This is a genomic window from Bacillus sp. BC08 (assembly GCF_054326875.1).
Genome location: NZ_JBTGPA010000035.1, coordinates 939093 through 962742, shown reverse-complemented (window position 1 = coordinate 962742; position 23650 = coordinate 939093). Strand labels below are relative to the sequence as shown.

At 37.4% G+C, this 23650-nt stretch carries 26 protein-coding genes; 1 reads left to right on the top strand and 25 read right to left on the bottom strand.

Annotated features, from left to right (window positions below; translation table 11 throughout):
* Positions 1–90: 90 nt before the first annotated feature.
* The 21 genes from ACXVYO_RS23215 to ACXVYO_RS23115 all read right to left on the bottom strand — a co-directional run bounded on the left by ACXVYO_RS23215 (position 91) and on the right by ACXVYO_RS23115 (position 20378).
* Positions 91–864 (bottom strand): ribonuclease HII, encoded by a 774-nt coding sequence (locus tag ACXVYO_RS23215; protein WP_458468583.1) that lies wholly within the window; start codon positions 862–864, stop codon positions 91–93.
* Between the two features lie 51 nt (positions 865–915).
* Positions 916–1806 (bottom strand): ribosome biogenesis GTPase YlqF, encoded by an 891-nt coding sequence (ylqF, locus tag ACXVYO_RS23210; protein ID WP_458468582.1) that lies wholly within the window; start codon positions 1804–1806, stop codon positions 916–918.
* A 20-nt stretch (positions 1807–1826) separates the two neighbouring features.
* A complete protein-coding gene (lepB, locus tag ACXVYO_RS23205; protein WP_000711857.1) occupies positions 1827–2378 on the bottom strand; it encodes a signal peptidase I in 552 nt (183 codons plus the stop codon).
* A gap of 101 nt (positions 2379–2479) precedes the next feature.
* A complete protein-coding gene (rplS, locus tag ACXVYO_RS23200) occupies positions 2480–2824 on the bottom strand; it encodes a 50S ribosomal protein L19 (RefSeq protein WP_001186518.1) in 345 nt (114 codons plus the stop codon).
* A gap of 146 nt (positions 2825–2970) precedes the next feature.
* Positions 2971–3705 carry a tRNA (guanosine(37)-N1)-methyltransferase TrmD gene (gene trmD / locus ACXVYO_RS23195; protein ID WP_458468581.1) on the bottom strand — a complete coding sequence of 245 codons (735 nt, stop codon included), beginning with the start codon at positions 3703–3705 and terminating at the stop codon, positions 2971–2973.
* Positions 3705–4220, bottom strand: a complete 516-nt coding sequence (gene rimM / locus ACXVYO_RS23190) for a ribosome maturation factor RimM (RefSeq protein WP_000170281.1) — start codon at positions 4218–4220, stop codon at positions 3705–3707. Before rimM ends, trmD begins: the two co-directional genes overlap by 1 nt.
* 121 nt (positions 4221–4341) lie before the next feature.
* Positions 4342–4569: a KH domain-containing protein gene (locus ACXVYO_RS23185; protein ID WP_000737399.1), complete on the bottom strand. Its 228-nt coding sequence runs from the start codon at positions 4567–4569 to the stop codon at positions 4342–4344.
* A gap of 14 nt (positions 4570–4583) precedes the next feature.
* Positions 4584–4856, bottom strand: coding sequence for a 30S ribosomal protein S16 (gene rpsP, locus ACXVYO_RS23180; protein ID WP_000268750.1), 273 nt, complete (start codon positions 4854–4856; stop codon positions 4584–4586).
* A 100-nt stretch (positions 4857–4956) separates the two neighbouring features.
* Positions 4957–6306, bottom strand: coding sequence for a signal recognition particle protein (ffh, locus tag ACXVYO_RS23175; RefSeq protein WP_000863466.1), 1350 nt, complete (start codon positions 6304–6306; stop codon positions 4957–4959).
* Between the two features lie 12 nt (positions 6307–6318).
* Positions 6319–6651, bottom strand: a complete 333-nt coding sequence (locus ACXVYO_RS23170) for a putative DNA-binding protein (protein ID WP_000891061.1) — start codon at positions 6649–6651, stop codon at positions 6319–6321.
* Positions 6652–6785: 134 nt separating this feature from the next.
* Positions 6786–7775, bottom strand: coding sequence for a signal recognition particle-docking protein FtsY (gene ftsY / locus ACXVYO_RS23165; protein ID WP_000007660.1), 990 nt, complete (start codon positions 7773–7775; stop codon positions 6786–6788).
* A 15-nt stretch (positions 7776–7790) separates the two neighbouring features.
* On the bottom strand, positions 7791–11360 hold the full coding sequence (gene smc / locus ACXVYO_RS23160) for a chromosome segregation protein SMC (RefSeq protein ID WP_458468580.1): 3570 nt from the start codon (positions 11358–11360) through the stop codon (positions 7791–7793).
* A 147-nt stretch (positions 11361–11507) separates the two neighbouring features.
* A complete protein-coding gene (rncS, locus tag ACXVYO_RS23155) occupies positions 11508–12245 on the bottom strand; it encodes a ribonuclease III (RefSeq protein WP_001146868.1) in 738 nt (245 codons plus the stop codon).
* 58 nt (positions 12246–12303) lie between these two features.
* On the bottom strand, positions 12304–12537 hold the full coding sequence (acpP, locus tag ACXVYO_RS23150) for an acyl carrier protein (RefSeq protein ID WP_000786062.1): 234 nt from the start codon (positions 12535–12537) through the stop codon (positions 12304–12306).
* Between the two features lie 69 nt (positions 12538–12606).
* Positions 12607–13347: a 3-oxoacyl-[acyl-carrier-protein] reductase gene (fabG, locus tag ACXVYO_RS23145; RefSeq protein WP_061678211.1), complete on the bottom strand. Its 741-nt coding sequence runs from the start codon at positions 13345–13347 to the stop codon at positions 12607–12609.
* Positions 13347–14291, bottom strand: a complete 945-nt coding sequence (gene fabD, locus ACXVYO_RS23140) for an ACP S-malonyltransferase (protein ID WP_000516945.1) — start codon at positions 14289–14291, stop codon at positions 13347–13349. Before fabD ends, fabG begins: the two co-directional genes overlap by 1 nt.
* Positions 14292–14305: 14 nt before the next feature.
* Entirely contained in the window at positions 14306–15298 is a 993-nt protein-coding gene (gene plsX / locus ACXVYO_RS23135) for a phosphate acyltransferase PlsX (protein WP_000684108.1), read from the bottom strand.
* Positions 15295–15888: a transcription factor FapR gene (fapR, locus tag ACXVYO_RS23130; RefSeq protein ID WP_000747354.1), complete on the bottom strand. Its 594-nt coding sequence runs from the start codon at positions 15886–15888 to the stop codon at positions 15295–15297. The genes plsX and fapR overlap by 4 nt, the downstream gene beginning before the upstream one ends.
* Positions 15889–15976: 88 nt before the next feature.
* Positions 15977–18025, bottom strand: coding sequence for an ATP-dependent DNA helicase RecG (gene recG, locus ACXVYO_RS23125; RefSeq protein ID WP_458468579.1), 2049 nt, complete (start codon positions 18023–18025; stop codon positions 15977–15979).
* A 291-nt stretch (positions 18026–18316) separates the two neighbouring features.
* Complete coding sequence (locus tag ACXVYO_RS23120) at positions 18317–19993, bottom strand: DAK2 domain-containing protein (protein WP_458468578.1); 1677 nt, start codon at positions 19991–19993, stop codon at positions 18317–18319.
* 22 nt (positions 19994–20015) lie between these two features.
* On the bottom strand, positions 20016–20378 hold the full coding sequence (locus ACXVYO_RS23115; RefSeq protein WP_000021109.1) for an Asp23/Gls24 family envelope stress response protein: 363 nt from the start codon (positions 20376–20378) through the stop codon (positions 20016–20018).
* A gap of 375 nt (positions 20379–20753) precedes the next feature.
* On the opposite strand from ACXVYO_RS23115, the gene rpmB reads away from it, so the two are divergent.
* Positions 20754–20942, top strand: a complete 189-nt coding sequence (gene rpmB / locus ACXVYO_RS23110) for a 50S ribosomal protein L28 (protein WP_000124776.1) — start codon at positions 20754–20756, stop codon at positions 20940–20942.
* Positions 20943–21014: 72 nt separating this feature from the next.
* On the opposite strand, the gene spoVM is transcribed toward rpmB, so the two are convergent.
* The 4 genes from spoVM to rsgA all read right to left on the bottom strand — a co-directional run bounded on the left by spoVM (position 21015) and on the right by rsgA (position 23471).
* Positions 21015–21095 (bottom strand): stage V sporulation protein SpoVM, encoded by an 81-nt coding sequence (spoVM, locus tag ACXVYO_RS23105; RefSeq protein ID WP_001213599.1) that lies wholly within the window; start codon positions 21093–21095, stop codon positions 21015–21017.
* Positions 21096–21161: 66 nt separating this feature from the next.
* Positions 21162–21842 carry a thiamine diphosphokinase gene (locus ACXVYO_RS23100; RefSeq protein WP_458468577.1) on the bottom strand — a complete coding sequence of 227 codons (681 nt, stop codon included), beginning with the start codon at positions 21840–21842 and terminating at the stop codon, positions 21162–21164.
* A 100-nt stretch (positions 21843–21942) separates the two neighbouring features.
* Positions 21943–22587, bottom strand: coding sequence for a ribulose-phosphate 3-epimerase (rpe, locus tag ACXVYO_RS23095; RefSeq protein WP_458468576.1), 645 nt, complete (start codon positions 22585–22587; stop codon positions 21943–21945).
* Between the two features lie 2 nt (positions 22588–22589).
* Positions 22590–23471 carry a ribosome small subunit-dependent GTPase A gene (rsgA, locus tag ACXVYO_RS23090; protein ID WP_001113938.1) on the bottom strand — a complete coding sequence of 294 codons (882 nt, stop codon included), beginning with the start codon at positions 23469–23471 and terminating at the stop codon, positions 22590–22592.
* Positions 23472–23650 lie beyond the last annotated feature (179 nt).

The window sequence follows — 23650 nt, the reverse complement described above, 5'->3', positions numbered from 1 at the left end:
AAGTGTCAGAAAACTGAAATCGCTTTATTCTTTTTTGAAAATAATAATGTTCATATACCAAAATAAAAAAATAAGCTGCATATTCGCAGCTTATTTTTGAATCATATCTTTAATTGGTGCAAACGATTTCCGATGTTCTTCTAATACTCCATGCGCTTCAATCGCTTCTAAATGTTGTTTTGTTCCATATCCCATATGTTGTTCAAACCCATATGCAGGATACTTTTCTCCAAGCTCTTTCATCATACGATCTCTCGTTACTTTCGCAATAATGGATGCAGCTGAAATAGAAATACTTTTCGCATCACCTTTAATAATGGATGTTTGCGGAATTGGTGTAGGAAGTTTCATCGCATCAATTAATAAATATTCTGGTGCACAAGATAAATTCGCAACAGCATCTAACATCGCTTGTTTCGTCGCTTGATAAACATTTATCTCATCAATTATTTGTGGTGATACAATTCCAACTCCAATTGCAATTGCTTGCGCTTTAATTTCATCATAAAAACGCTCTCGCTTCGCCTCACTCAGCTTTTTCGAGTCATTTAACCCTGGGATATAAAAATCTTCCGGAAGGACAACAGCTGCCGTCACGACAGGCCCAGCTAGTGGCCCACGCCCTACTTCATCTATACCCGCGATAAGTGTGAGCCCTTTTTCACGTAATGCAATCTCGTACTTGGACATTTCGAAAAACTTTTCTTTTTCTTTCTGCGCTAACTCTTTTTGTTTATGCCACTTCAAAATGAGCTTTTGTATTCCTTTTCGCTCGTCTTTCATTAATATTTGGAAGCGGTCATCTTCTTCACTCATTATTTCATGCAGTAAACGTTCCGCTTCTTGAATAGTCACTTTTTGCATTCATGCCACTCCCTTTATATACAAAAAAGAAAAGACGTACAAACGCACGTCTTATACTTCTTCTACTTTTTCTGCATCTTCTGTCTGCTCCGTAAACTCTTCTGGTGTTTCAAACGTCATCTTTCCAAGTTTTCCACCACGAAGTTCACGAAGTACAAGCTCAGATGTTTTATCATAATCAATCATTCCGCCGCCCATTAAACAGCCTCTATTTTTTCCAACTGCATCGAATAACTCCACAATATCTTCTGGAATTTCATTTAAATTATATCGCTCTTTCAAACGTTCTGGATAATGTTTCTCCATAAAACGTAGTGCGTAAACAGCAACATCTTGTAAATTTAAAATTGAATCTTTAATTGCGCCCGTTGTCGCTAAACGAAGACCCACTAGTTGATCTTCAAATTTAGGCCATAAAATACCAGGTGTATCTAACAGTTCCATTTCCTTCCCAACTTTAATCCATTGTTGAGCTGTTGTCACACCAGGGCGATCTCCTGTTTTAGCAATATTTTTCTTTGCTAACTTATTAATTAACGTAGATTTACCAACATTCGGTATACCTACAATTAATGCACGAATCGCTCTCGGTCTAATACCTTTCGCAACCATTTTATCAAATTTTTCTTTCACCAACACTTTACAAGCCGCTGCAATTTCCTTCATACCTTGTCCAGCTTGCGCGTTAATTGAAATTGCCATTTGACCTTTTTCTTTAAAATATGCGATCCATTGCTTTGTTAATCGATCATCTGCCATATCCGCTTTATTTAAAACAACAAGCCTCGGTTTATGTGTAATAATCTCATCAATCATTGGATTTCGAGAAGATAAAGGTAATCGAGCATCTACAAGCTCAATTACAACATCAATTAACTTTAATTTTTCTGTTACTTGGCGTCTAGCCTTTGCCATATGTCCCGGGAACCATTGAATTACCATGTTGCCACCTTCTTTTTCTTTTATTTCACAATACGAGCATCTTTTAACGGCCAATATAGTATATTTGCTTTTCCAATCACTTGGTCCATTGAAATTGTACCAATTGAACGACTATCTTTACTAAAACGACGATTATCGCCTAAAACAAATAATTGACCTTCTGGAACAGTTTTCTTCCCTGTCATTTCTTCAAGAGTAAAATCATATGTAAGCGGTCCGTCAGCAATTTGTTTTTTCTGCTTGTCTAAATACGGCTCTTCATAAGCCTTTCCGTTAACATATAGTTTATCATTACGATACTCTATTTCATCGCCTGGCAGGCCGATAATGCGCTTAATATAATCCTTATCTTCCGTTGCTCGGAATACGATAATATCAAATCGTTTTGGATCTCCTATGTGATAACCAATTTTATTGACAATCATTCGATCGCGATCATGTAAAGTAGAGGCCATCGACACTCCATCTACGAGAATTGGCGCAAAGAAAAACTGTCTAATAACACCCGCTAATACAACAGCAATCAAAATTGCCTTGATCCATTCCCAAAGTGAACTCTTTTCTTTCTTCATGCATTTCCCCTCCACGATTATGTAAGCTGCTCGTATTATATCAAAATTTTATATAGATTGGAAAAAGGGAGCTTGTGCATTTACAAGCTCCCATACATGTCTTATCGAATTTCTTTAATACGTGCTTTTTTACCGCGAAGGTTACGTAAGTAGTATAACTTAGCACGACGTACTTTACCACGACGAAGTACTTCAAGTTTCGCGATTCTTGGCGTGTGAACTGGGAATGTACGCTCAACACCTACACCGTAAGAAATCTTACGAACTGTGAATGTTTCACTGATTCCGCCACCACGACGTTTAATTACAACACCTTCGAAAAGCTGAATTCTTTCACGAGTTCCCTCAACTACTTTTACGTGTACACGTAAAGTGTCTCCAGGACGGAATGAAGGAAGGTCAGTTTTTAATTGGCCTTGAGTAATTTCTGCGATTAATTGTTGCATATTAAATTCTCTCCTTTAAACAGATGCTCTTATAAAGTCTTAATAAATTACAGCGGAACATCGTTAATACGGCCACTGATTTCAGTAGCACAAGTGTTATAATAGCATATTGCTAGGACTGTTGCAATAGAAAATATATCTAGCCCTTACTTGTCTTCTTTAATCTGTTCTAGCCATTTCTTTTCTTGCTTAGATAATTCTCGCTCTTCCAGTAAATCCGGCCTACGCGTGTACGTACGACGTAGTGATTCTTTGTGTCGCCATTCATCAATATTTTTATGATTTCCTGACATTAATACATTCGGTACCTTCATACCACGAAAATCAGCTGGACGTGTATAATGAGGGTGTTCTAATAAACCTGTACTAAACGAATCCTCAACTTGTGAAGCATGATTTCCTAGCACTCCCGGCAGGAGACGCACGACACTATCAGTAATAACCATAGAGGCTAACTCTCCGCCGGTTAATACATAGTCACCGATAGAAATCTCATCTGTTACGAGATGCTCACGAATTCGTTCATCGTACCCTTCATAATGACCACACACAAAAATAACATGCTCTTCTTCAGCAAGCTCTTCTGCCTTCTTCTGCGTAAAGCGCTCTCCTTGTGGACACATTAAAACAACTCTCGGTTTACGGTCTGTTTCCTTCGTTAACTCTTCCACTGCATCAAAGATAGGCTGGGGGGTTAATACCATCCCAGCTCCACCACCATACGGATAATCATCTACACTATTATGCTTACTCGTTGTATAATCGCGGAAATTGACAACACGAAGCTCTACCGCTTCTTTTTCTTGTGCTTTCTTTAAAATTGAAGATCCAAACACACCCGTAAACATATCTGGAAACAATGTTAAAATGTCAATTTTCATTATAGCAATCCTTCCATTACATGAATGGTTACTAATTTATTCTCAATGTTAACTTGAAGTACAACATCATCAATATAAGGAATTAATAGATCTTGACCTTTTGGACGTTTAATTACCCAAACATCATTTGCACCAGGAGATAAAATTTCTTTTATTGTTCCTAACGCTTCTCCTTCTTCCGTTACAACACTGCAACCAATAATTTCATGGTAGTAGTATTCGCCTTCAGCTAGTTCGCCTAACTGCTCTTCTGGTACTTTTATTAAAGAACCTTTAAACTTCTCTGCCTCATCTACATTGTTGCATCCTTCAAATGTTAATAAATCAAATGTCTTATGTTGACGATGAGAAGTTACTTTCACTGGAAGGTAGTCTGTACTTTTCTCATTACTTATGTATAATGTGTTTCCTACTTTATATCGCTCTTCTGGAAAATCAGTACGAGAAATAACACGAATTTCTCCTCTTACGCCATGAGTATTTACAATTTTCCCTACGTTAAACCACTTTGTCATAAATAATATGTCACCCCTGGTTTCTATATAAATTAAGCATTTCCATTTCATATATGGAACATGCAACTTCTCTTTAAATGTTAAAAAAGGGAGAGGAAATAACTCCTCGCCCTTTTTACGTTTATTGAATTTCCAGTGTTACTTTTTCATCATTATGATGTCCCACTGAATACAAGAGCATTCGAATTGCTTTCGCAACTCTCCCTTGCTTTCCAATGACTTTTCCAACATCCTCAGGATGTACAGTTAATCGATACTTTATCTCTCCGTTGTAAAGTTCCTGTGTAACTTTTACATCTTCAGGATGATCGACAAGAGGCTTGACAATCGTCTCGACTAACTTCTTCATAGTCATTGCCTCAATTACTTACCTTGTTTAGATAAGTGGAATTTCTCCATGATACCTTGGTTAGAGAATAAGTTACGAACTGTATCAGATGGTTTAGCACCATTTCCTAACCATTTTAATGCTGCTTCTTCGTTGATCTTAACTTCAGCTGGTTGAGCAACCGGATTGTAAGTACCGATTTCCTCAATGAAACGTCCGTCACGAGGAGAACGAGAATCTGCAACAACTACACGATAGAAAGGAGTTTTTTTAGCTCCCATACGTTTTAAACGAATTTTAACTGCCATTTATAAAGCACCTCCGAATTTATTTCACACAGATAATTATATTAGCAAAAAGACTATTGCTTTGTAAAGTGTTTTTTCTTAACAGAGCCATCTTTTTTCCTTACATGAATGGAAACTTCAATCCACCTAGTCCTTTTTTCTTACCTTTTTGCATTCCAGTCATCGTTTTCATCATCTTTTTCATATCATCAAATTGCTTGATTAAACGATTGATCTCTTGTACCGTTGTACCGCTACCTTTGGCAATGCGCTTTTTGCGACTAGCATTGATTATTTCCGGTTGTTCTCGCTCTAATTTAGTCATAGAACGAATAATTGCCTCAATATGCCCAATTTGTTTTTCATCAACTTGCGCATTTTTCAGCCCTTTAATTTTATTTGCACCAGGAAGCATTCCTAACAATTCATCAAGCGGTCCAAGTTGACGCACTTGTCCAAGTTGTTCTAGGAAATCGTCAAGCGTAAACGAAAGCGTACGCATTTTTTGCTCAAGTTCTTTTGCTTTCTCTTCATCAACTGTAGCTTGCGCTTTTTCAATTAATGTTAAGACGTCTCCCATCCCTAAAATACGGGATGCCATACGCTCTGGATGGAACGCTTCAATCGCATCTAGTTTTTCACCCATACCAGCAAATTTAATCGGTGTATTTGTTACCGCCTTAATAGATAATGCCGCACCACCGCGCGTATCACCATCTAATTTCGTTAATACAACACCTGTTAAACCTAACTGTTCATGGAAACTTTGTGCAACATTTACCGCGTCTTGACCCGTCATCGCATCGACAACAAGGAAAATTTCATCCGGTTTCGCAACTTCTTTCACTTTCGCTAATTCATCCATTAGTTCTTCATCAATATGCAGACGACCTGCTGTATCGATTAAAACATAATCGTGATGATCTTCTTTTGCTTTTGCAATCGCTTGTTTCGCAATTTCAACAGGACTTACTTGATCTCCTAAAGAGAATACAGGCATGTCCAATTGCTTCCCTAATGTTTCAAGCTGTTTAATCGCTGCTGGACGGTAAATATCCGCTGCAACAAGCATCGGTTTACGATTATGCTTTTTACGAAGCAAATTCGCAAGCTTACCTGTCGTCGTTGTTTTACCCGCACCTTGCAGACCAACCATCATTATAACAGTCGGTGGCCTATTAGCAACAGCAATTTTGCTTTGCTCTCCGCCCATAAGTTCTGTAAGTTCTTCCTGTACGACTTTAATTACTTGTTGTCCAGGTGTCAAACTTGTCATTACATCTTGTCCGACAGCACGTTCAGACACACGCTTTACAAAATCTTTTACTACTTTAAAGTTAACGTCCGCTTCTAAAAGAGCTAGACGAACTTCTCTCATCATTTCTTTCACATCGGCTTCAGAAACTTTTCCTTTGCCGCGGATTTTTTGCATTGTCTGTTGAAGTCGGTCGGCTAATCCTTCAAATGCCATATTGCCGCCCTCCTAATCTAATTTTTCGATAGCTTCAACAACTTGTTTCATTTCTTCATTCACATGCTCTTCTTCGCTGATTAGCTGTTTTAGCTTTGCAACAAGTCGCTGTCGCTCTTGAAACTTTTGAAGTAATACTAATTTATCTTCATATTCTTCAAGCATCGCTTCAGTCCGTTTAATGTTATCATACACGGCTTGGCGACTTACATCAAATTCTTCCGCAATTTCACCAAGAGATAAATCATCTAGATAATAAAGCGACATATAACTTCTTTGTTTTTGCGTTAACAACGATTGATAAAAATCAAATAAATAGTTCATTCTCGTTGTTTTCTCGAGCATGTTGGATCATCCTTTGTTAAGTGATTTCCCTTTACATGAATTAGTTTACATGGAGTACAAAAGAGTGTCAAGTTTTTTTCTTAACATCACATATTTTTATAGAAAAAGAAGCGGAAAAATACCGCTTCTTTCACTTAAACTTCTTCTGTTTCTACTAGGTTCGCAAATAAACCATACACATATTGTTCTGGATCAAACTGCTGCAAGTCATCCATTTGCTCCCCTAATCCAACAAATTTCACCGGTACATCCATTTCGTTACGAATCGCTAATACAATACCACCTTTAGCAGTTCCATCTAACTTCGTTAAAACAATACCAGTAACATTCGTTGCTTCACGGAATGTTTTCGCTTGACTTAAACCATTTTGTCCCGTTGTTGCATCAATAACAAGTAATACTTCGTGAGGAGCCCCCGGTACTTCACGCTCAATTACACGCTTCACTTTCTCTAACTCTTTCATTAAGTTTACTTTATTTTGTAAGCGCCCTGCTGTGTCACATAGTAATACGTCTACTTTACGTGCTTTCGCGGCCTGTACAGCGTCATACATAACCGCCGCTGGATCAGATCCTGATCCTTGTTTAATCACTTCTACACCAACTCGATCGCCCCATACTTCTAATTGTTCAATCGCTCCCGCGCGGAATGTATCTCCTGCAGCCAATAGGACAGACTTACCTTCTGTTTTGAATTTATGTGCCAGTTTACCAATCGTCGTCGTTTTTCCTACGCCATTAACACCGACAAATAAAACAACTGTTAATTGATCCTCTTGCATATTAATTTCGTTGCTAAATTCACTGTCGCCTTTGTAAATTCCTACTAACTTTTCTGAAATAACAGCTTGTACTTCTTTTGGATCTTGGATGTTACGACGTTGCACTTCTTCTTTCAATTGATCAATTAATTCCATTACCGTCGAAACTCCGACATCTGCACCAATTAAAATTTCTTCTAGTTCCTCAAAGAAATCTTCATCTACTTTACGATAACGATAAACTAAATCATTTACTTTATCTGCAAACGAATTTCTCGTCTTTTCTAACCCTTGTTTAAATTTCTCTGTTACCGTATCTGTTTGTTTTGAAATTTTTTCTTTTAATTTTTTAAAAAAGCTCATACTGTCCCATCCTTCCTAATTACTTGCAACTAGTTCTTCTCCATCATCTAAACGAACCGAAACAAGTTTAGATACCCCTGACTCTTGCATTGTTACACCGTACAATACGTCAGACTCTTCCATTGTACCTTTTCTATGTGTAATGACAATAAACTGTGTCTCATCACTAAATTTCTTTAAATACTGCGCAAAACGGGCAACATTCGCCTCATCAAGAGCCGCCTCTACCTCATCTAGCACACAGAATGGAACTGGGCGCACTTTTAAAATACCAAATAAAAGCGCAATTGCTGTTAAAGCACGCTCTCCACCAGAAAGTAAACCTAAGTTTTGCAGCTTCTTCCCTGGCGGTTGCGCTACAATATCAATACCAGTATTTAACAAGTCCTCTGGATTCGTCATGACTAAATCCGCTCTACCGCCTCCAAATAGTTCAGAGAATACCGATTGAAACTCCATTCGAATTCCTTCAAACGTAGTAGAAAAACGTTTTTTCATTTCTTCATCCATTTCAGTAATAAGTTGGTGCAATGTCGCTTTCGCTTCTTCTAGGTCATCTTTTTGCTCTAGTAAGAATGTATGACGCTCTGCTACACGCTCATACTCTTCAATCGCCCCTAAGTTCACTGTGCCTAGCTCTTCGATGGATAGTTTAATTAGTTTCACCTTTTTACGCGCATCCTCTGCAGGCATTATCATTGTATACTTCAGTTTTGCTGCTTCAAATGAAATTGTATATGTTTCACGTAAATGTTGTAATCTATTTTCTAACTCTACATCAAGTCGGTTTATTTTTACTTCTTGATCTTTCAACATCTCAAGAATGTATTTATGTTTACCTGTTGTTTCTTTCAGACTACGCTCTAACTGTTCTACTCTCTCTTGTAACGATATACGTTGTTCGCGACGAGAGCGAATTAACTCTGAAGTTTGATTACGATCATATGCTTTCTTCTCAATCATATTCGTAATTTGCTCTTCACCACTTGAATTCGATGTCATTTCTTGTTTTAAGAATGCTAAATCCTCTTTCGTTTTGACAAGCGTTGCATCCGTTTCTTCTTTTTCCTTCGTCAAACGTTCAACTTTTTCTTTTTGATTAGATAAACGTTGTTGCTTTTCAGCTGCCAACACTTTCAACTCAGTCATTTCTTTTTGAACTTTTTCTTTCGAAGAATGCTGCTCACTTTTTTGTTTTGTTAAAGCGACAATTTTGCTATCTAATCCTGTAATCTCAGCTTGAAGAGTCGCTAAAATCTTTTCTAGCTCTTCTTTACGCCCTTGTATCTTCACTTGATCTTGTAAGAATCCTTCAATCTCTAAATCGTAAATAGATAAACGATCATTAATACGATGTTCTTCTAATTCTAAGCGATTAATTTCTTCTCTTAATTTCTGTTCATCTACACGCTCTACTTCTACACTTTGCCTTAGTTCGCGTAGTTGCACTTCTCTTTCTTGAATTTCTTGCTTTACTGCTTTAACAAAGTTTTCTAACTTTGTTGTTTTCTCTTCCATATCAGTTAACTTGCCCGTCCACTCTTCTAGTTCACGTTGACGTCCTAATAAAGAAGATTTCGCCTGTTTTACCGCTCCACCTGTCATAGAACCACCAGGGTTCACTACATCACCTTCGATTGTTACAATACGATAACGGTATTGCAGTTGTTTCGCTAACTCATTTGCCCCGCGTAAATCTTTTGCAACAATAACTGTCCCTAATAAATTCGAAACTACATTTTCATATTTATTGTTATATTGCACAAGTTCTGCCGCCACACCTACGAACGATGGGTGTTGATTTACAATACGTAATTGTTCAAATGATAACGATCTACTTTTAATAACAGCTTGCGGTAAAAACGTTGCTCGCCCATGTTTATTTTGTTTTAAAAACGCAATTGCATTACGAGCATGTTCTTCTTTTTGTACGACAATATGCTGCATTGCTGCACCTAGAGCAATTTCCATTGCAATTTCATATTCTTTCGGTACCGTTAGCAGTTCTGCAACAGCACCCTCGATACCTTGCAACCTATTTTCTCTAGCTTTTAATACTTCACGTACTCCTTGATAGAAACCAGAGTAATCTTCTTGCATCTCTTCTAGCATTTCTTTTCGAGAACGTGCCTGTTGTACAAATTGATACGCTTGATACAACTTTGTTTCATTTTCACTATATTGCGTCTTGCATTTCCCAATTGCCGCTTCTGTCTTTTGTATATTCGAAAGGATACCAGCTACTTTTTCTTTCACTTGTTCATAACTCTCCACAAGCTTCGTCTTTTTCGCGGTAATTTCCATACGCATTTCTACGTATTTCGCATTTTCTTCATCGAGGCGTTCATTTTTAGAGTTTTGTTGTTTAGATTGTTCTTCAATCATAGATAACTCATTGCGATGGCTAGCTTGTTGATTTAAAAGTTCAATATAGTCACCTTTTAAATTCTCAATTTGTTCCTCTAAATTGTCAGCAAAAGTTGCAAGCAGTAGCTCATTATCATGCAATTTCGTCTCCAACTCTTTTACTTGATTTACAAATTGCATCAACACTTCTGTACTGGATTCAATTTCACCATCATAACTTGTAGCTTTCTCTGTTAATTCAACAATTAACTGTTCGAGTTGCGCACAATGCGTCGTTGCATTTTGTTTTCTCTCTTTTAATAACTCACGCTGTCCTTCTAACTTTTCTAGCTCTTTACTAGAAAGAAGAAGTACTTCTTGCAAGAAATCTACAGACTCATCTACTGCTTGTAATTGCCCTCGTAATTCCTCTAGCTCTTTTTCACCTTTTTGTAAATGCGTTGACATTTTAGCTTCTTCATTTTTATTGTGCCCAAACTGATTTCGAAGCGCTTCCCATTTCTCATGTAATTCTTCAATTTCATGTACAATAAGCGCCGCTTCTACTTTCTCTAATTCTTCTTTTTTCTCAAGATAGTCTTTCGCAATAGAAGCTTGTCTTTCTAAAGGTTCTACTTGACTACTTAATTCGTGAATGATATCTTGTACACGATTTAAGTTTTCTTGTGTATCTGCCAATTTTGCTTCAGCTTTCTTTTTACGAAGTTTGTATTTCAGCACTCCAGCAGCTTCTTCAAATACACCACGACGTTCTTCTGATTTACTACTTAAAATCTCTTCAACTTTCCCCTGGCTAATAATCGAAAAAGCTTCTCTTCCCATACCAGAGTCCATAAATAAATCAATAATATCTTTCAATCTACATGATTGTTTATTAATATAAAAATCACTATCACCAGAACGAGATACACGACGTGTTACACACACCTCATTATATTCAATCGGTAAACGTTGATCTTCATTATTTAAAGTTAATGTTACTTCAGCAACATTAACTGCTCTTCTCGTATCACTGCCCGCAAAAATAATATCCTCCATCTTTGCACCACGTAATGATTTTGCAGATTGTTCACCAAGTACCCAGCGAATCGCATCAGTAATATTACTTTTCCCACTTCCATTAGGTCCTACTACAGAAGTTACACCTGGGACAAAATCAACAGATACGCGCTCAGCAAACGACTTAAATCCTGCTATCTCTAATCTTTTTAAAAACACGAAAGGCCTTCCTCCTATTCTCCGTTGTTATAACTGTTGTCTATACAAAAACAAGCTATTATACGGATTTCCCTTCCCTTTATTCACAAACAAAAAGAAAGTTTCATTCTATGCATAAGGAATCCCCCTCATTCAAAGGGGGATTCCTTATAGTTGTTCTTTTAATTTTTTCAATGCTTCTGCAGCAGCTTGTTGCTCTGCTTCTTTTTTCGACTTGCCACTACCAAGACCTAAAGCCACGTTATTTAACGTAACACGTGACACAAATTCTCGGTTATGAGCCGGTCCTTTTTCTTGCAAAATTTGATACTCAATATTGCCACTACCATCACGCTGAATCAACTCTTGTAATTGACTCTTATAATCCATCACATGAGAAAAAGCACCCTCATTAATTTTCGGATATACAACTTCTTTTAAAAATCCCCAAACTGTTTCAAGCCCTTGATCAAGATAAAGGGCACCAATAAACGCTTCAAAGACATCCGCTAATAAAGCTGGTCGTTCACGTCCACCCGTCATTTCTTCACCTTTCCCTAATAAAACAAGGCTACCAAATGACAATTCGTTTGCAAAACGAACAAGAGATGGTTCACATACAATAGCTGCACGTAGTTTTGTTAACTCTCCTTCGCTCATTGTCGGATATTTTTGAAACAGATACTGCGATACAGTGAGTTCCAATACAGCATCACCAAGAAATTCAAGACGCTCATTGTCCTCATGCGGTTTTTTTCGATGCTCATTCACATACGATGAATGCGTAAATGCTTGAATCAATAATTTTTCATCTGAAAACGTAATACCTATCTCTTCTTGAAATACTTTAAACGCTTCACGATATTTTGTTTCGTATTTTTTTTCTCTATGTTTTCGGTACGGCATAAGTCCCTCCAGATATAAGCCGAGAAGCCCCGCTAAAAAACGGGACTTCACTTAAGCATTATAGATGACTCTCTATGTAAGTCACAGCATCGCCAACAGTAGCAATCTTTTCAGCATCTTCATCAGAAATTTCCATTTCGAATTCATCTTCCAATTGCATTACAAGTTCTACTACATCTAGGGAGTCTGCGCCTAAATCTTCTTTAAAGCTCGCAGCTGGTACTACTTCAGTTTCTTCTACACCTAAACGATCAACGATGATTTTTGTTACACGCTCTAAAACATCTGCCATTCCATTCACCTCCCCTCAAATATTATATTAAATATTGACCAAAAAAACTAGCTGAAATCAATTCTTTTATTACATTACCATGCCGCCATCAACATTTAACGTTTGACCTGTAACATATTTGCTTTGATCAGAAGCAAAGAACGTTACAGCATTTGCGATATCCTCCGCTTCACCAAACTGAGCTACAGGAATTAATTTTAACATTTCAGCTTTTATATTTTCATCTAATACGTCTGTCATATCTGTGGCAATAAACCCAGGAGCAATTGCATTTACAGTAATATTACGGCTTGCTAACTCTTTTGCGGATGTTTTTGTTAATCCAATTACACCCGCTTTAGCAGCAACATAGTTTGCTTGTCCTGGATTACCTGTTACTCCAACAACAGAAGCGATATTAATAATACGTCCATGACGTTGACGCATCATATATCGAGATACTGCCTTCGTACATAAGAATACACCTTTTAGGTTTGTATTAATAACTGTATCCCATTCTTCTTCTTTCATACGCATTAATAAATTATCTTTTGTTACACCTGCGTTATTTACAAGAATATCAACTTGTCCAAATGTATCTACAGTTTGTTTCACCATATTTGTAACGTCTTCAGCATTTGCAACATCTGCTCTTACAGCAATTGCATCCGAACCTAATTTCTTTATTTCATCAACTACTTCATTTGCCTTTTGCTCATTACCAGCATAATTTACTACAACATTTGCCCCTTGTTTCGCTAAATCAATCGCAATCGCACGACCAATTCCACGTGAAGCGCCAGTTACTAATGCTACTTTCCCTTTTAACATCAGTTTTCTCCTCTCAAATTTGAAATGGTATCTTTTAATGTCTCTTCATCATATATCGCATATGCTTTCACTGATGAATCAATTGACTTCATAAGTCCAGCAAGTACTTTCCCAGGTCCAATCTCAATAAATGTATCTACACCTTGATTCACCATATTTTCAATGGACGGGTACCATAAGACAGGCGAATAGAGCTGTTCAATTAGCTTTTCTTGAATATGTGCACCACTTGTAATAACGTCTGCTGTTACATTTGCGATAACAGGAATATTCGTATCTTGAATTGTAATTTCATTTAGGACACTTTGGAACTTCTCCGCTGCCGGCTTCATAAGCGAAGAGTGGAACGGTCCACTTACCTTAAGCGGAATTGCTCTCTTTGCACCATTTTCTTTCGCTCTTTGAGAAGCAATCTCGACTCCTTGCTTTGTTCCAGAAATCACAATTTGCTTCGTACTATTCATATTAGCGATTTGTACTGCATATCCTTCACTTGTTACTTCTTCTGTAACTTGTTTCAGCATATGTGGATCAGCACCTAAAATAGCCGCCATTGCACCTTCTCCGCCAGGAACAGCTTCTTCCATATATTCCCCACGTTTCCTTACAGCATATACAGCGTCTTCAAAAGTTATTGCACCCGCTGCTACAAGAGCGCTATATTCACCTAAACTATGGCCTGCAACAAAGTCTGGCGTAATATCATACTCTTTCAAAGCTGTCAAAATAGCAAAACTCGTTGTTAATAAGGCAGGTTGCGCATTTGTCGTTAACGTAAGCTTTTCCTGGGGCCCTTCAAAAATCACTTCTGAAAGTGAATCTTGCAACACCTCATCTGCTTTTGCAAACACATTTGCAACCTCTTTATTATTCTCCGCTAACTGTTTACCCATTCCAACTGCCTGTGAACCTTGGCCCGGAAAAAGAAATGCTAGTTTTCCCATTTCAAATCCTCCTCTTATTGGAGTGGCTCTTTCTCCATTACGCTTGAAATAGTAGGAATCACTTCTTTCGCTACCATTTCCCTCGTTTGACGAATCGCACTAAATATTGATTGGTCATTGGAAGAACCGTGAGCCTTAATGACAGGAGCTTTCAATCCAAATAATGCCGCTCCTCCATACTCCGAATAATCCATTTTATCTTTTAATACCATAAGTTTTGGCTTTAATACCGCTGCTGCTAATTTACTCGTAAACGAACTCATTAACTGCTCTTTTAACATAGAGAATAATGCAAGTGCCGTTCCTTCTAATGATTTTAGTGCTACATTCCCTGTAAAACCATCACATACAACAACATCTGCTACACCTTGCAATAAATCTCTTGATTCAACGTTCCCAACGAAATTAATTGGGGCATCCTTAAGCATTGCAAAGACTTGTTTTGAAAGCTCGTTCCCTTTGCCATCCTCTGTTCCAACGTTCAAAAGTCCAACGCGAGGATTTTTAATTCCTCTTACTTTCTCAGCGTATACAGATCCCATTACCGCATATTGATATAAATGAATTGGTTTTGCATCAACGTTCGCTCCAACATCTAACATAACAAAACCTTCTCCATCAACAGTTGGCATTGTAGGGGATAAAGCTGGTCGCTCAATTCCTTCCATACGACCTACAACGAACAATCCAGCCGCCATTAAAGCTCCTGTACTACCAGCTGATATACAAGCATCCGCTACGCCGTCTTTCACTTGTTGCGCTGCTAGTACCATTGAGGCTTGTTTTTTTCGACGAACCGCTCTTACTGGTTCATCTGTCGATTCGATTTTTTCATCTGTATGAAGTATAGTAATTCGTTCTTCACTCGTTAAGTATTGACGAATTTCCTCTTCTTTCCCTACTAACGTAATATGTAAATCAGAATATTCCTTAATAGCTTTCATTGCTCCTAATACGACAGCCTTTGGAGCATGATCGCCGCCCATTGCATCTATTGCGATTTTCATAAGTTGTTACCTTCCTCACTATAATTACTAGATCGATACATTTCAAAAGTGCCTGTAAAAACAAGTTCTTCTCCAACAAAGCTACGCACTTTGACAACGGTCCGTCCTTTATCATTCTCTACATCTTCAACGCGCACTTTTGCAACAACACGCTCTCCTAATTTTACAGGACGAATGTATCGAATGGTAGACTTTGCAGTTAAAGCTAATTCTTCATCAATAACTGCAACAGCTAGTGAGTTTGCTTGTGCAAACAAATGATGCCCACGGGCAATCTGATTTCTTTTAAATACGTGTTCTACCTTCACTTCAAAGATAGAAATCGCATGTCTATCTAATTCTATATCGATAATTTCTCCGACAACCTCTTCTAACGGTAAAGATTTCACATCTTCTTCATGTTGCTTTGTAGCTACATGTTTAATTCTTTCTCTTAATTCAGGAATAGATAATTCCATACGGTCAAGACGTACGGTTTGTATACTCACTTGAAATTTTTCTGCTAAATCTTCATCCGTAATAAAAGGATTCGTTTCTATTGTTTGTTGTAATAATTCTTGTCTTTCTTTTTTACTTCTTCTTTTTTTCATACCGCACCATCCATTTTTATGACTAGGTACTAACAGTAGTATATAATCATTAAAAGTAGAATGCAACAAAAACTTTTGTCGCCTCCCTTTAATCGAGCTTCTCTCCTTGGAACACACCTGCCCCGTCAAGATAAGTACGCAGCGAAGCATATTGATCATTATGCCAAAACGCTTCGGAATCTACTAATAACGCCGCATCTTGTCTCGCAGTTTCTAACGCTCGATAATCATGTACCATATCAGCAACCTTGAATTCTGGTAAACCACTTTGCTTACTTCCAAAGAAATCTCCAGGACCTCTTAACTCTAAATCTTTTTCTGACAATACAAATCCATCATTCGTTTCGGTCATAATACGCATTCGCTCTTTTCCCGTTTCCGATTTTGGATCCGCGATTAATAAACAATATGATTGTTCACTACCACGCCCAACACGTCCCCTGAGCTGATGGAGCTGCGATAAACCGAAACGCTCTGCATCATAAATAACCATTACAGTCGCATTCGGTACGTTCACACCTACTTCAACAACTGTTGTCGACACAAGAATTTGCACTTTATTTTCACTAAATTGTCCCATTATCTCTTCTTTTTCTTGAGACGAGAGTCTGCCATGCATTAATCCGACTTGACATTTCCCTTGATAATGATGAGTCAGCATACTATGTAAGTCAATCGCATTTTGTACATCAAGTTTCTCAGATTCTTCAATAAGGGGACAAATAACATATGCTTGTCTTCCTTTTTTTATCTCCTTCTCCACAAAACCGAGAACTCGATCTAACATATCATGTTTTGCCCAGTATGTTTCAATTACCTTTCTACCAGCTGGCATCTCATCGATTATAGAAACATCCATCTCTCCAAATGCAGTAATTGCTAACGTACGCGGAATTGGCGTCGCCGTCATAAATAAAACATCCGGACTTTCACCTTTCTCCCTTAAAACTCGTCGCTGCGCTACACCAAATCGATGTTGTTCATCAGTAATAACGAGACCTAACCTATGAAAGATAACCTCATCTTGAATTAAAGCATGTGTTCCAACAAGGATATCTATTTCTCCTTGTTCTAATTTCGCCAAAATCTCTCGACGCCTTACACCTTTAACAGAACTGGTTAACAATTCAACATTCATACCAAAGTGCGAGAACGTCTCTGCAAGCGATTGATAATGTTGCTCTGCTAAAATTTCTGTAGGAACCATTAAAGCACCTTGATAATGCGCTAATTTCGCTGCATAAAGGCCAATCGCTGCAACGACTGTTTTCCCAGAACCTACATCACCTTGCAACAGACGATTCATCCGATAAGGAGATGTCATATCTTTCATAATTTCATCTACTACCCGGCTCTGTGCACCAGTTAACGGAAATGGAAGTGCATCGATAAATTCTTGCAATTCTTCTGAAGGAATTTCTTTTTTCGTCCCTTTCGAATTTTCCCTCTCCATTTTTCGTAATGTTTGCATTTTCAGCTGAAATAAGAAAAACTCCTCATATACAAAACGGCGACGGGCTTGTTTTAAATCTTCCTGCCCTGCTGGAAAATGCAACGCCCGCAGCGCTTCATAACGCGGCAATAATTTATATCGACTTAGCAATCCATCAGGCAACACTTCAACTATAGATTCTCCATACTCCTTGAATGCTTGGGCAATAAAACGGCGCATCTGTTTTACTGTAAGTTTCCCTTTCACTGAGTATACAGGCTCTACTTCTTGTTGACGTGCAACTGGTCCAAAATGAAGCTCTGATACCGCAATCGTTTGACGATGCTGATCCCATTTACCAGTAATCGTTACCGTTTCATCTAAATTTAACTTCTGCTTATAGTACGGCCTATTAAAACATACAGCTGTAATTAAATAACGACCGACGAGGACACGAACCGTAAGACGCGACTTCTTCTTCCCATAATATTGCAGTAAAGGAGCACTATGAACTTTCCCCTCAACTGTTACCCGTTCATCATGCTTTACTTCAGCAAGATCTTTCATCGCATAATCTTCATAACGGTACGGAAAATGTTCTAATAGATGAGAAACTGTATAAATTCCCATCTCGTGTAGTAATTCAGATGTTTCTCCTCCGATTCCCTTTACATCCGTAACAGGAACTTGTACAACTTCATTCAAGATTCTCACGCTCCGTCACATTATTTTCTTTGATTCATTATTCATTAACGCGATTGACATCTGCAATTGCTCTATTTCACCTTATATATTCTATCATAGGCATTCTAAGAGAAACTACTCAAATCCATCATAAGCAACACGAAAGAAAAGAGCCTCACTATTAGCAGCAAGGCTCTTTTTTTATCTTCAATATGCTAGCCTTTTGAATAAAAACTAGTAATAAACTTCATATTACTACTTCTTATCCATCAGCAAGTAAGTAATCCATTTATTTTCAAAACGAATTTTTTCTTATTCTACAGAGAAGATGAAAGAATACACTGGTTGGTTTCCAGCATGTACCTCTACTTCTGCATCTTCAAAATTCTCTTCTACAAATTCAACTAACTCAGCTACTTCTTCGTCAGTTGCATCTTCACCTTGTAGAATCGTTACGATTTCAGAATCTTCATCAATAAGTGCTTCTAGTAATTGCTTTGCAGCTCCTACTTTTGCAGCATTTGTTGATACGATTTTTCCATCTGCGATACACATGAAATCATCTTTTTGAATTGCTACACCATCAATTTCCGTATCACGTACCGCATACGTAATTTGACCGGTTTTCACATGAGATAAAGCTTCTTTCATGTTTTCTTCATTCTCTTCTAACGTTCCAACTGGATTAAATGCTAACATTGCAGCCATACCTTGAGGAACTGTTTTTGAACGAATCACAATCACTTCTTGATCAACAACTGACGCTGCTTGTTCTGCTGCCATCACGATATTTCCGTTGTTCGGTAAAATAATGATTTTTTCAGCGTTCGCTTCTTCAATCGCCTTCACAATATCCTCCGTACTTGGATTCATCGTTTGGCCACCTTCGATCACTTTCGTCGCGCCAATGCTCTCAAATAAAGTTTTGATACCAGATCCCATAGCTACAGTTACGATACCGTACGGTTGTTTCTCTTTAGACTGGTTAGTCGGCTCAGGTATCATAGTAGGCTCATCTAATAAAGCAGTATGCTGTTCACGCATATTTTCTACTTTAATCTTAATTAAACTACCATAGCGTTGTCCATAATTCATAGGATCTCCAGGATGTTCCGCATGAATATGAACCTTAACAACCTCATCATCTGATACAACAAGTAGTGAATCTCCGTATACACTAATATCTTCACGGAATTTTTGTTCAGAGAAATTATGTTCTTTCATTTTTTCAGGTTCTAATTTCACCATGAATTCCGTACAATATCCATACTTTATATCTTCTGTACTCAATTGGCTTTGTACACTACGGTGATGTTCTGCGCGCACCATGTCATTCATAGATGGCTGGGCAGACACATTAGAAGAAATCGTTTCTCCTTTTAAGTCTGCTAAAAATCCTTCATATACAACAACAAGACCTTTACCACCGCTATCTACAACGCCAACTTGTTTTAATACAGGTAATAAATCTGGCGTACGATTTAACGATGCATTCGCTTCTTTCACAACGTCTTCCATAAACAAAACAAAGTCGCGCTGTTTTTTCGCAACTGTCACTGCATATTTACCCGTTTCTCTTGCAACCGTTAAAATCGTTCCTTCAATCGGTTTCATAACCGCTTTGTAAGCCGCTTCTACCCCAGCATCTAAAGCTGCAGCAAAATCAACTGTTGTTAATTCTTCTTTTTGTTCAATGGATTTAGAGAAACCACGGAATAACTGAGATAAAATAACACCAGAGTTACCACGAGCTCCCATTAATAATCCTTTGGCTAAACTTACACCGACTTTACCAGCGTGCTGTGAAGGATTTGCTTTCACTTCACGTGCGCCTGAAGTCATTGATAAGTTCATGTTTGTACCGGTATCGCCATCTGGAACTGGAAATACGTTTAATGCATCAACAAGCTGAACATTATTTGTTAAATTATTCGCTCCTTGCATGATCATTTGTGATAAACGTTTCCCATCAATTTTTTGAATTGACACAGATTTTCCTCCTTAATGCACATTACAAGTTTATTACTTTAACTCCTTGTACGTAGATGTTTACAGAATCTACTGCTAGTCCTACAGTTTGATCTAATGTATATTTCACTTTCGTCTGCACGTTATGTGCTACTTCTGAAATTTTCGTACCATAGCTCACAATAATATACATATCAATATGTACTTCATCTTCATCTTTACGAACAATAACGCCTCTAGTGAAGTTTTCTTTTCGTAAAATGTCTGTCAAACCATCTTTTAACTGATTTTTTGATGCCATACCTACGATACCGTAGCAATCTACTGCGGCACCTCCAGCAATTGTTGCAATTACATCTGTACTAATATCAATTTGACCATACTTAGTTTTAATTTCAATTGACATCTCGTTTCCCCCTTCATAAATGGTGAAAGTGAGCTAGACTACTTTAGTTACTATCATATAATCTTTTTAAAGAAAATTCCATCGTTCTTTCTTTTCACTCTCATATTTTATGTTTTAAATCACATTTTTTATGATGAGCAAAATAGTCCATTGTTATTATACAACATGTACTACTATAATATGTCAAGCAATTTTTCTTGATTTCAACTTTTCATCATCGACATATAGTGTCAAGTAATTTTTCTTGATTTCTTTTTTCTACGGTGTTGCATTCTCTTTTTAGTTGTGTTAAATTATAGTAGTGTTTTTAGCATCGCAAAAAAGACTAACATTGAAAAATTACGTATGGTAAGGTATCAAGGGAGGGAAATATAAATGGCTCGTGTTTGTGCTATCACTGGAAGAAAAGCTCGTTCTGGTAACTCTCGTTCTCACGCAATGAACGCTACAAAACGTAAATGGGGCGCTAACCTTCAAAAAGTTCGCGTACGCATCGACGGAAAAGTTCAACGTGTTTACGTTTCTGCTAGAGCATTAAAATCTGGCAAAATCGAACGTGTTTAATAATAAAAAAAAGAGCCGATAGGCTCTTTTTTTACTATGACAATGGAAAAAGCACCGATAATAGGTGCTTTTTTAATCTTTTTTGAAGGTATTTAACATGGCACGAACAATTCCACCAAGAAATTTAGGTAACTTAATTGTATAAAATCTCATGGTTTCCCTCCTAATCCCCATTACTCCACTTGTTCACTATATGATGTAAGAAGCAAAATTGTTTCTTTAATCAGTGCTTCTTATCACCATTAATATGCCAGAAGTAAATGAAAAAGTACCTTTTTCCTCAACGAGTTCATTACTAATACAAAGTGTTGATCCCCATTCTATTGTTTTATTAATTAGAGGATACTTAAATCCAAGCAACGTAATCCCTTCCACTATTTCAGTAACCGGCACAAAAGATACATAAGGGAAAATTTTATTGTCTTCAATTATATGTGTACCCACTTTTTTCACGCTTATTTCATTTTTATTGTCTACAATACACATTTCTATCCCTACTTCTAACCCTCTTAAAAGCATCTGTATATTTGCTAAGCCGTGATCCAGCCTGCCGCCAGTGGCACCAAAAATACGAATCAATGTCGGATTCTGTTCTAACGCCCAGTTAATCGCAATTTCTAAATCTGTTTGATCTTTTTCACGAGGAACAATATGTAAGTCATTTGTTTGCTGGCCCATCCATACTAATTCTTCTTCAGTAACTGAATCGTAATCTCCAAACGCAACAGCTGGAGTAATTCCTCCTTTTAATAAACGATATACGCCTCTATCAACTGCCGCCCACACTACTTTCTCACTTTCATATCGAGAAAAATCTGCACAATATTCCGCAGGTCCGCCCGCTAAAATATGAATAATCATGTTTCCTTCCCCTTCTATTGTAAAAAGGCAATCTGCCATTCGGTAGATTGCCTTTTTACATATTTTTTCCTCTATCCTTTATAAATAGTGAAAACTTACTACACTAGAAGTTTCACTAGGATAAAGACTCGTTCATTCATTATCCACGAATGATACGAATTGCTTCACCGCGGTCTTTTTGATTGTATACTGCTGATCCAGCTACAAGTACATTTGCTCCTGCTTCAATACAAAGTCTTGCTGTTTCAGCATTTACACCACCATCAACTTCAATTTCTACTTCTAGATTGCGCTCTTTAACCATTCCTGCAACTTGTTTAATTTTCGGTAATACAGAATGGATAAATTTCTGTCCACCGAATCCTGGGTTTACTGTCATAAGTAATACCATATCTATATCTTCTAATACATGCTCAATCGTTGAAACTGGCGTATGTGGATTTAATACAACTCCCGCTTTAATGCCATGAGATTTAATTAACTGAATTGTACGATGCAGATGAGGGCACGCCTCTACATGAACAGTAATAATATCCGCTCCCGCTTTTGCGAAAGTCGGGATATAGTTATCAGGATTTTCAATCATTAAATGTACATCTAATGGTAACGATGTAATCGGACGGATAGCTTCTACAATTAATGGTCCAATCGTAATATTTGGTACGAAATGTCCATCCATTACATCGACGTGAATGTAATCCGCTCCGCCTTTTTCTACATCTTTAATCTCTTCCCCTAATTTTGAAAAATCTGCTGATAGGATTGATGGTGCAATTTTAATCATAACTAATACCTCGGCTTTCTCTCTCTAATTTCTTCTACGAATTGTTTGTAATTCTTATAACGATATTCTGTAATTTTTCCTTCTTCAACCGCAGCCTTCACAGCACATTTCGGTTCGGAAAGATGTGTACACCCTCTAAATTTACAGTATTGGCTCGCTTCTTTCAACTCTGGAAAACAATATGTAAGATCTTCTACCTCTATATCTATGAAATCAAGTGAACTAAAACCAGGTGTATCTGCAACTAGTCCGCTTCCAACCGCAATTAATTCCACGTGTCTTGTCGTATGTTTCCCGCGTCCTAAATGCGAGGAAATATCATTCGTTTTCAGTTCTAAATCTGGGCGTAAAACGTTAAGCATAGAAGATTTCCCAACACCAGATTGCCCTGCTACAACAGAAACACAGCCTTCTAAGAATGGTTTTAAAATATCAATACTTTCCGATGTATTTATAGAAGTAAATAATACATCATATCCCATCTCACGATAGTCATTCGCATAAGATTCAACAGTCTCTCTCATTCTTTCATCCACTAAATCCATCTTACTAATGCAAATAATCGGCTTAATATTATGATATTCAATCAGCACTAAAAATCGATCTAACAATCCCGGATTAAAATCTGGTTCTACTGCTGAGAAAACGAGAATTGCTTGATCAACATTAGCAATAGGAGGCCTAACAAGTTCATTTTTTCGATCAAATACTTCAAGCACGTATCCTTCACTTGGATTATCTGCTTGAAAAACAACTTGGTCTCCTACCAGTGGTGTAATTTTATTTTTTCTGAACACACCACGCCCGCGGCATTGTGTAATCCCTTCTTCATGCTGCACATAATAAAACCCACTTAGAGCTTTTACAATTTTTCCTTCTGGCATATAATTCTCCTTTATTTTGTATAAAGTGAAGCTGTAATTCATATTGAATGGATTAGAATTCTTTAAATACTTATTTCAAAACCCGTCATATATACAAGTTAATATATTTAATCTACCATCAAATTCAACATATTATTTATAACAGTATCACTTTTATAACTTTTTGAATCATATATTTT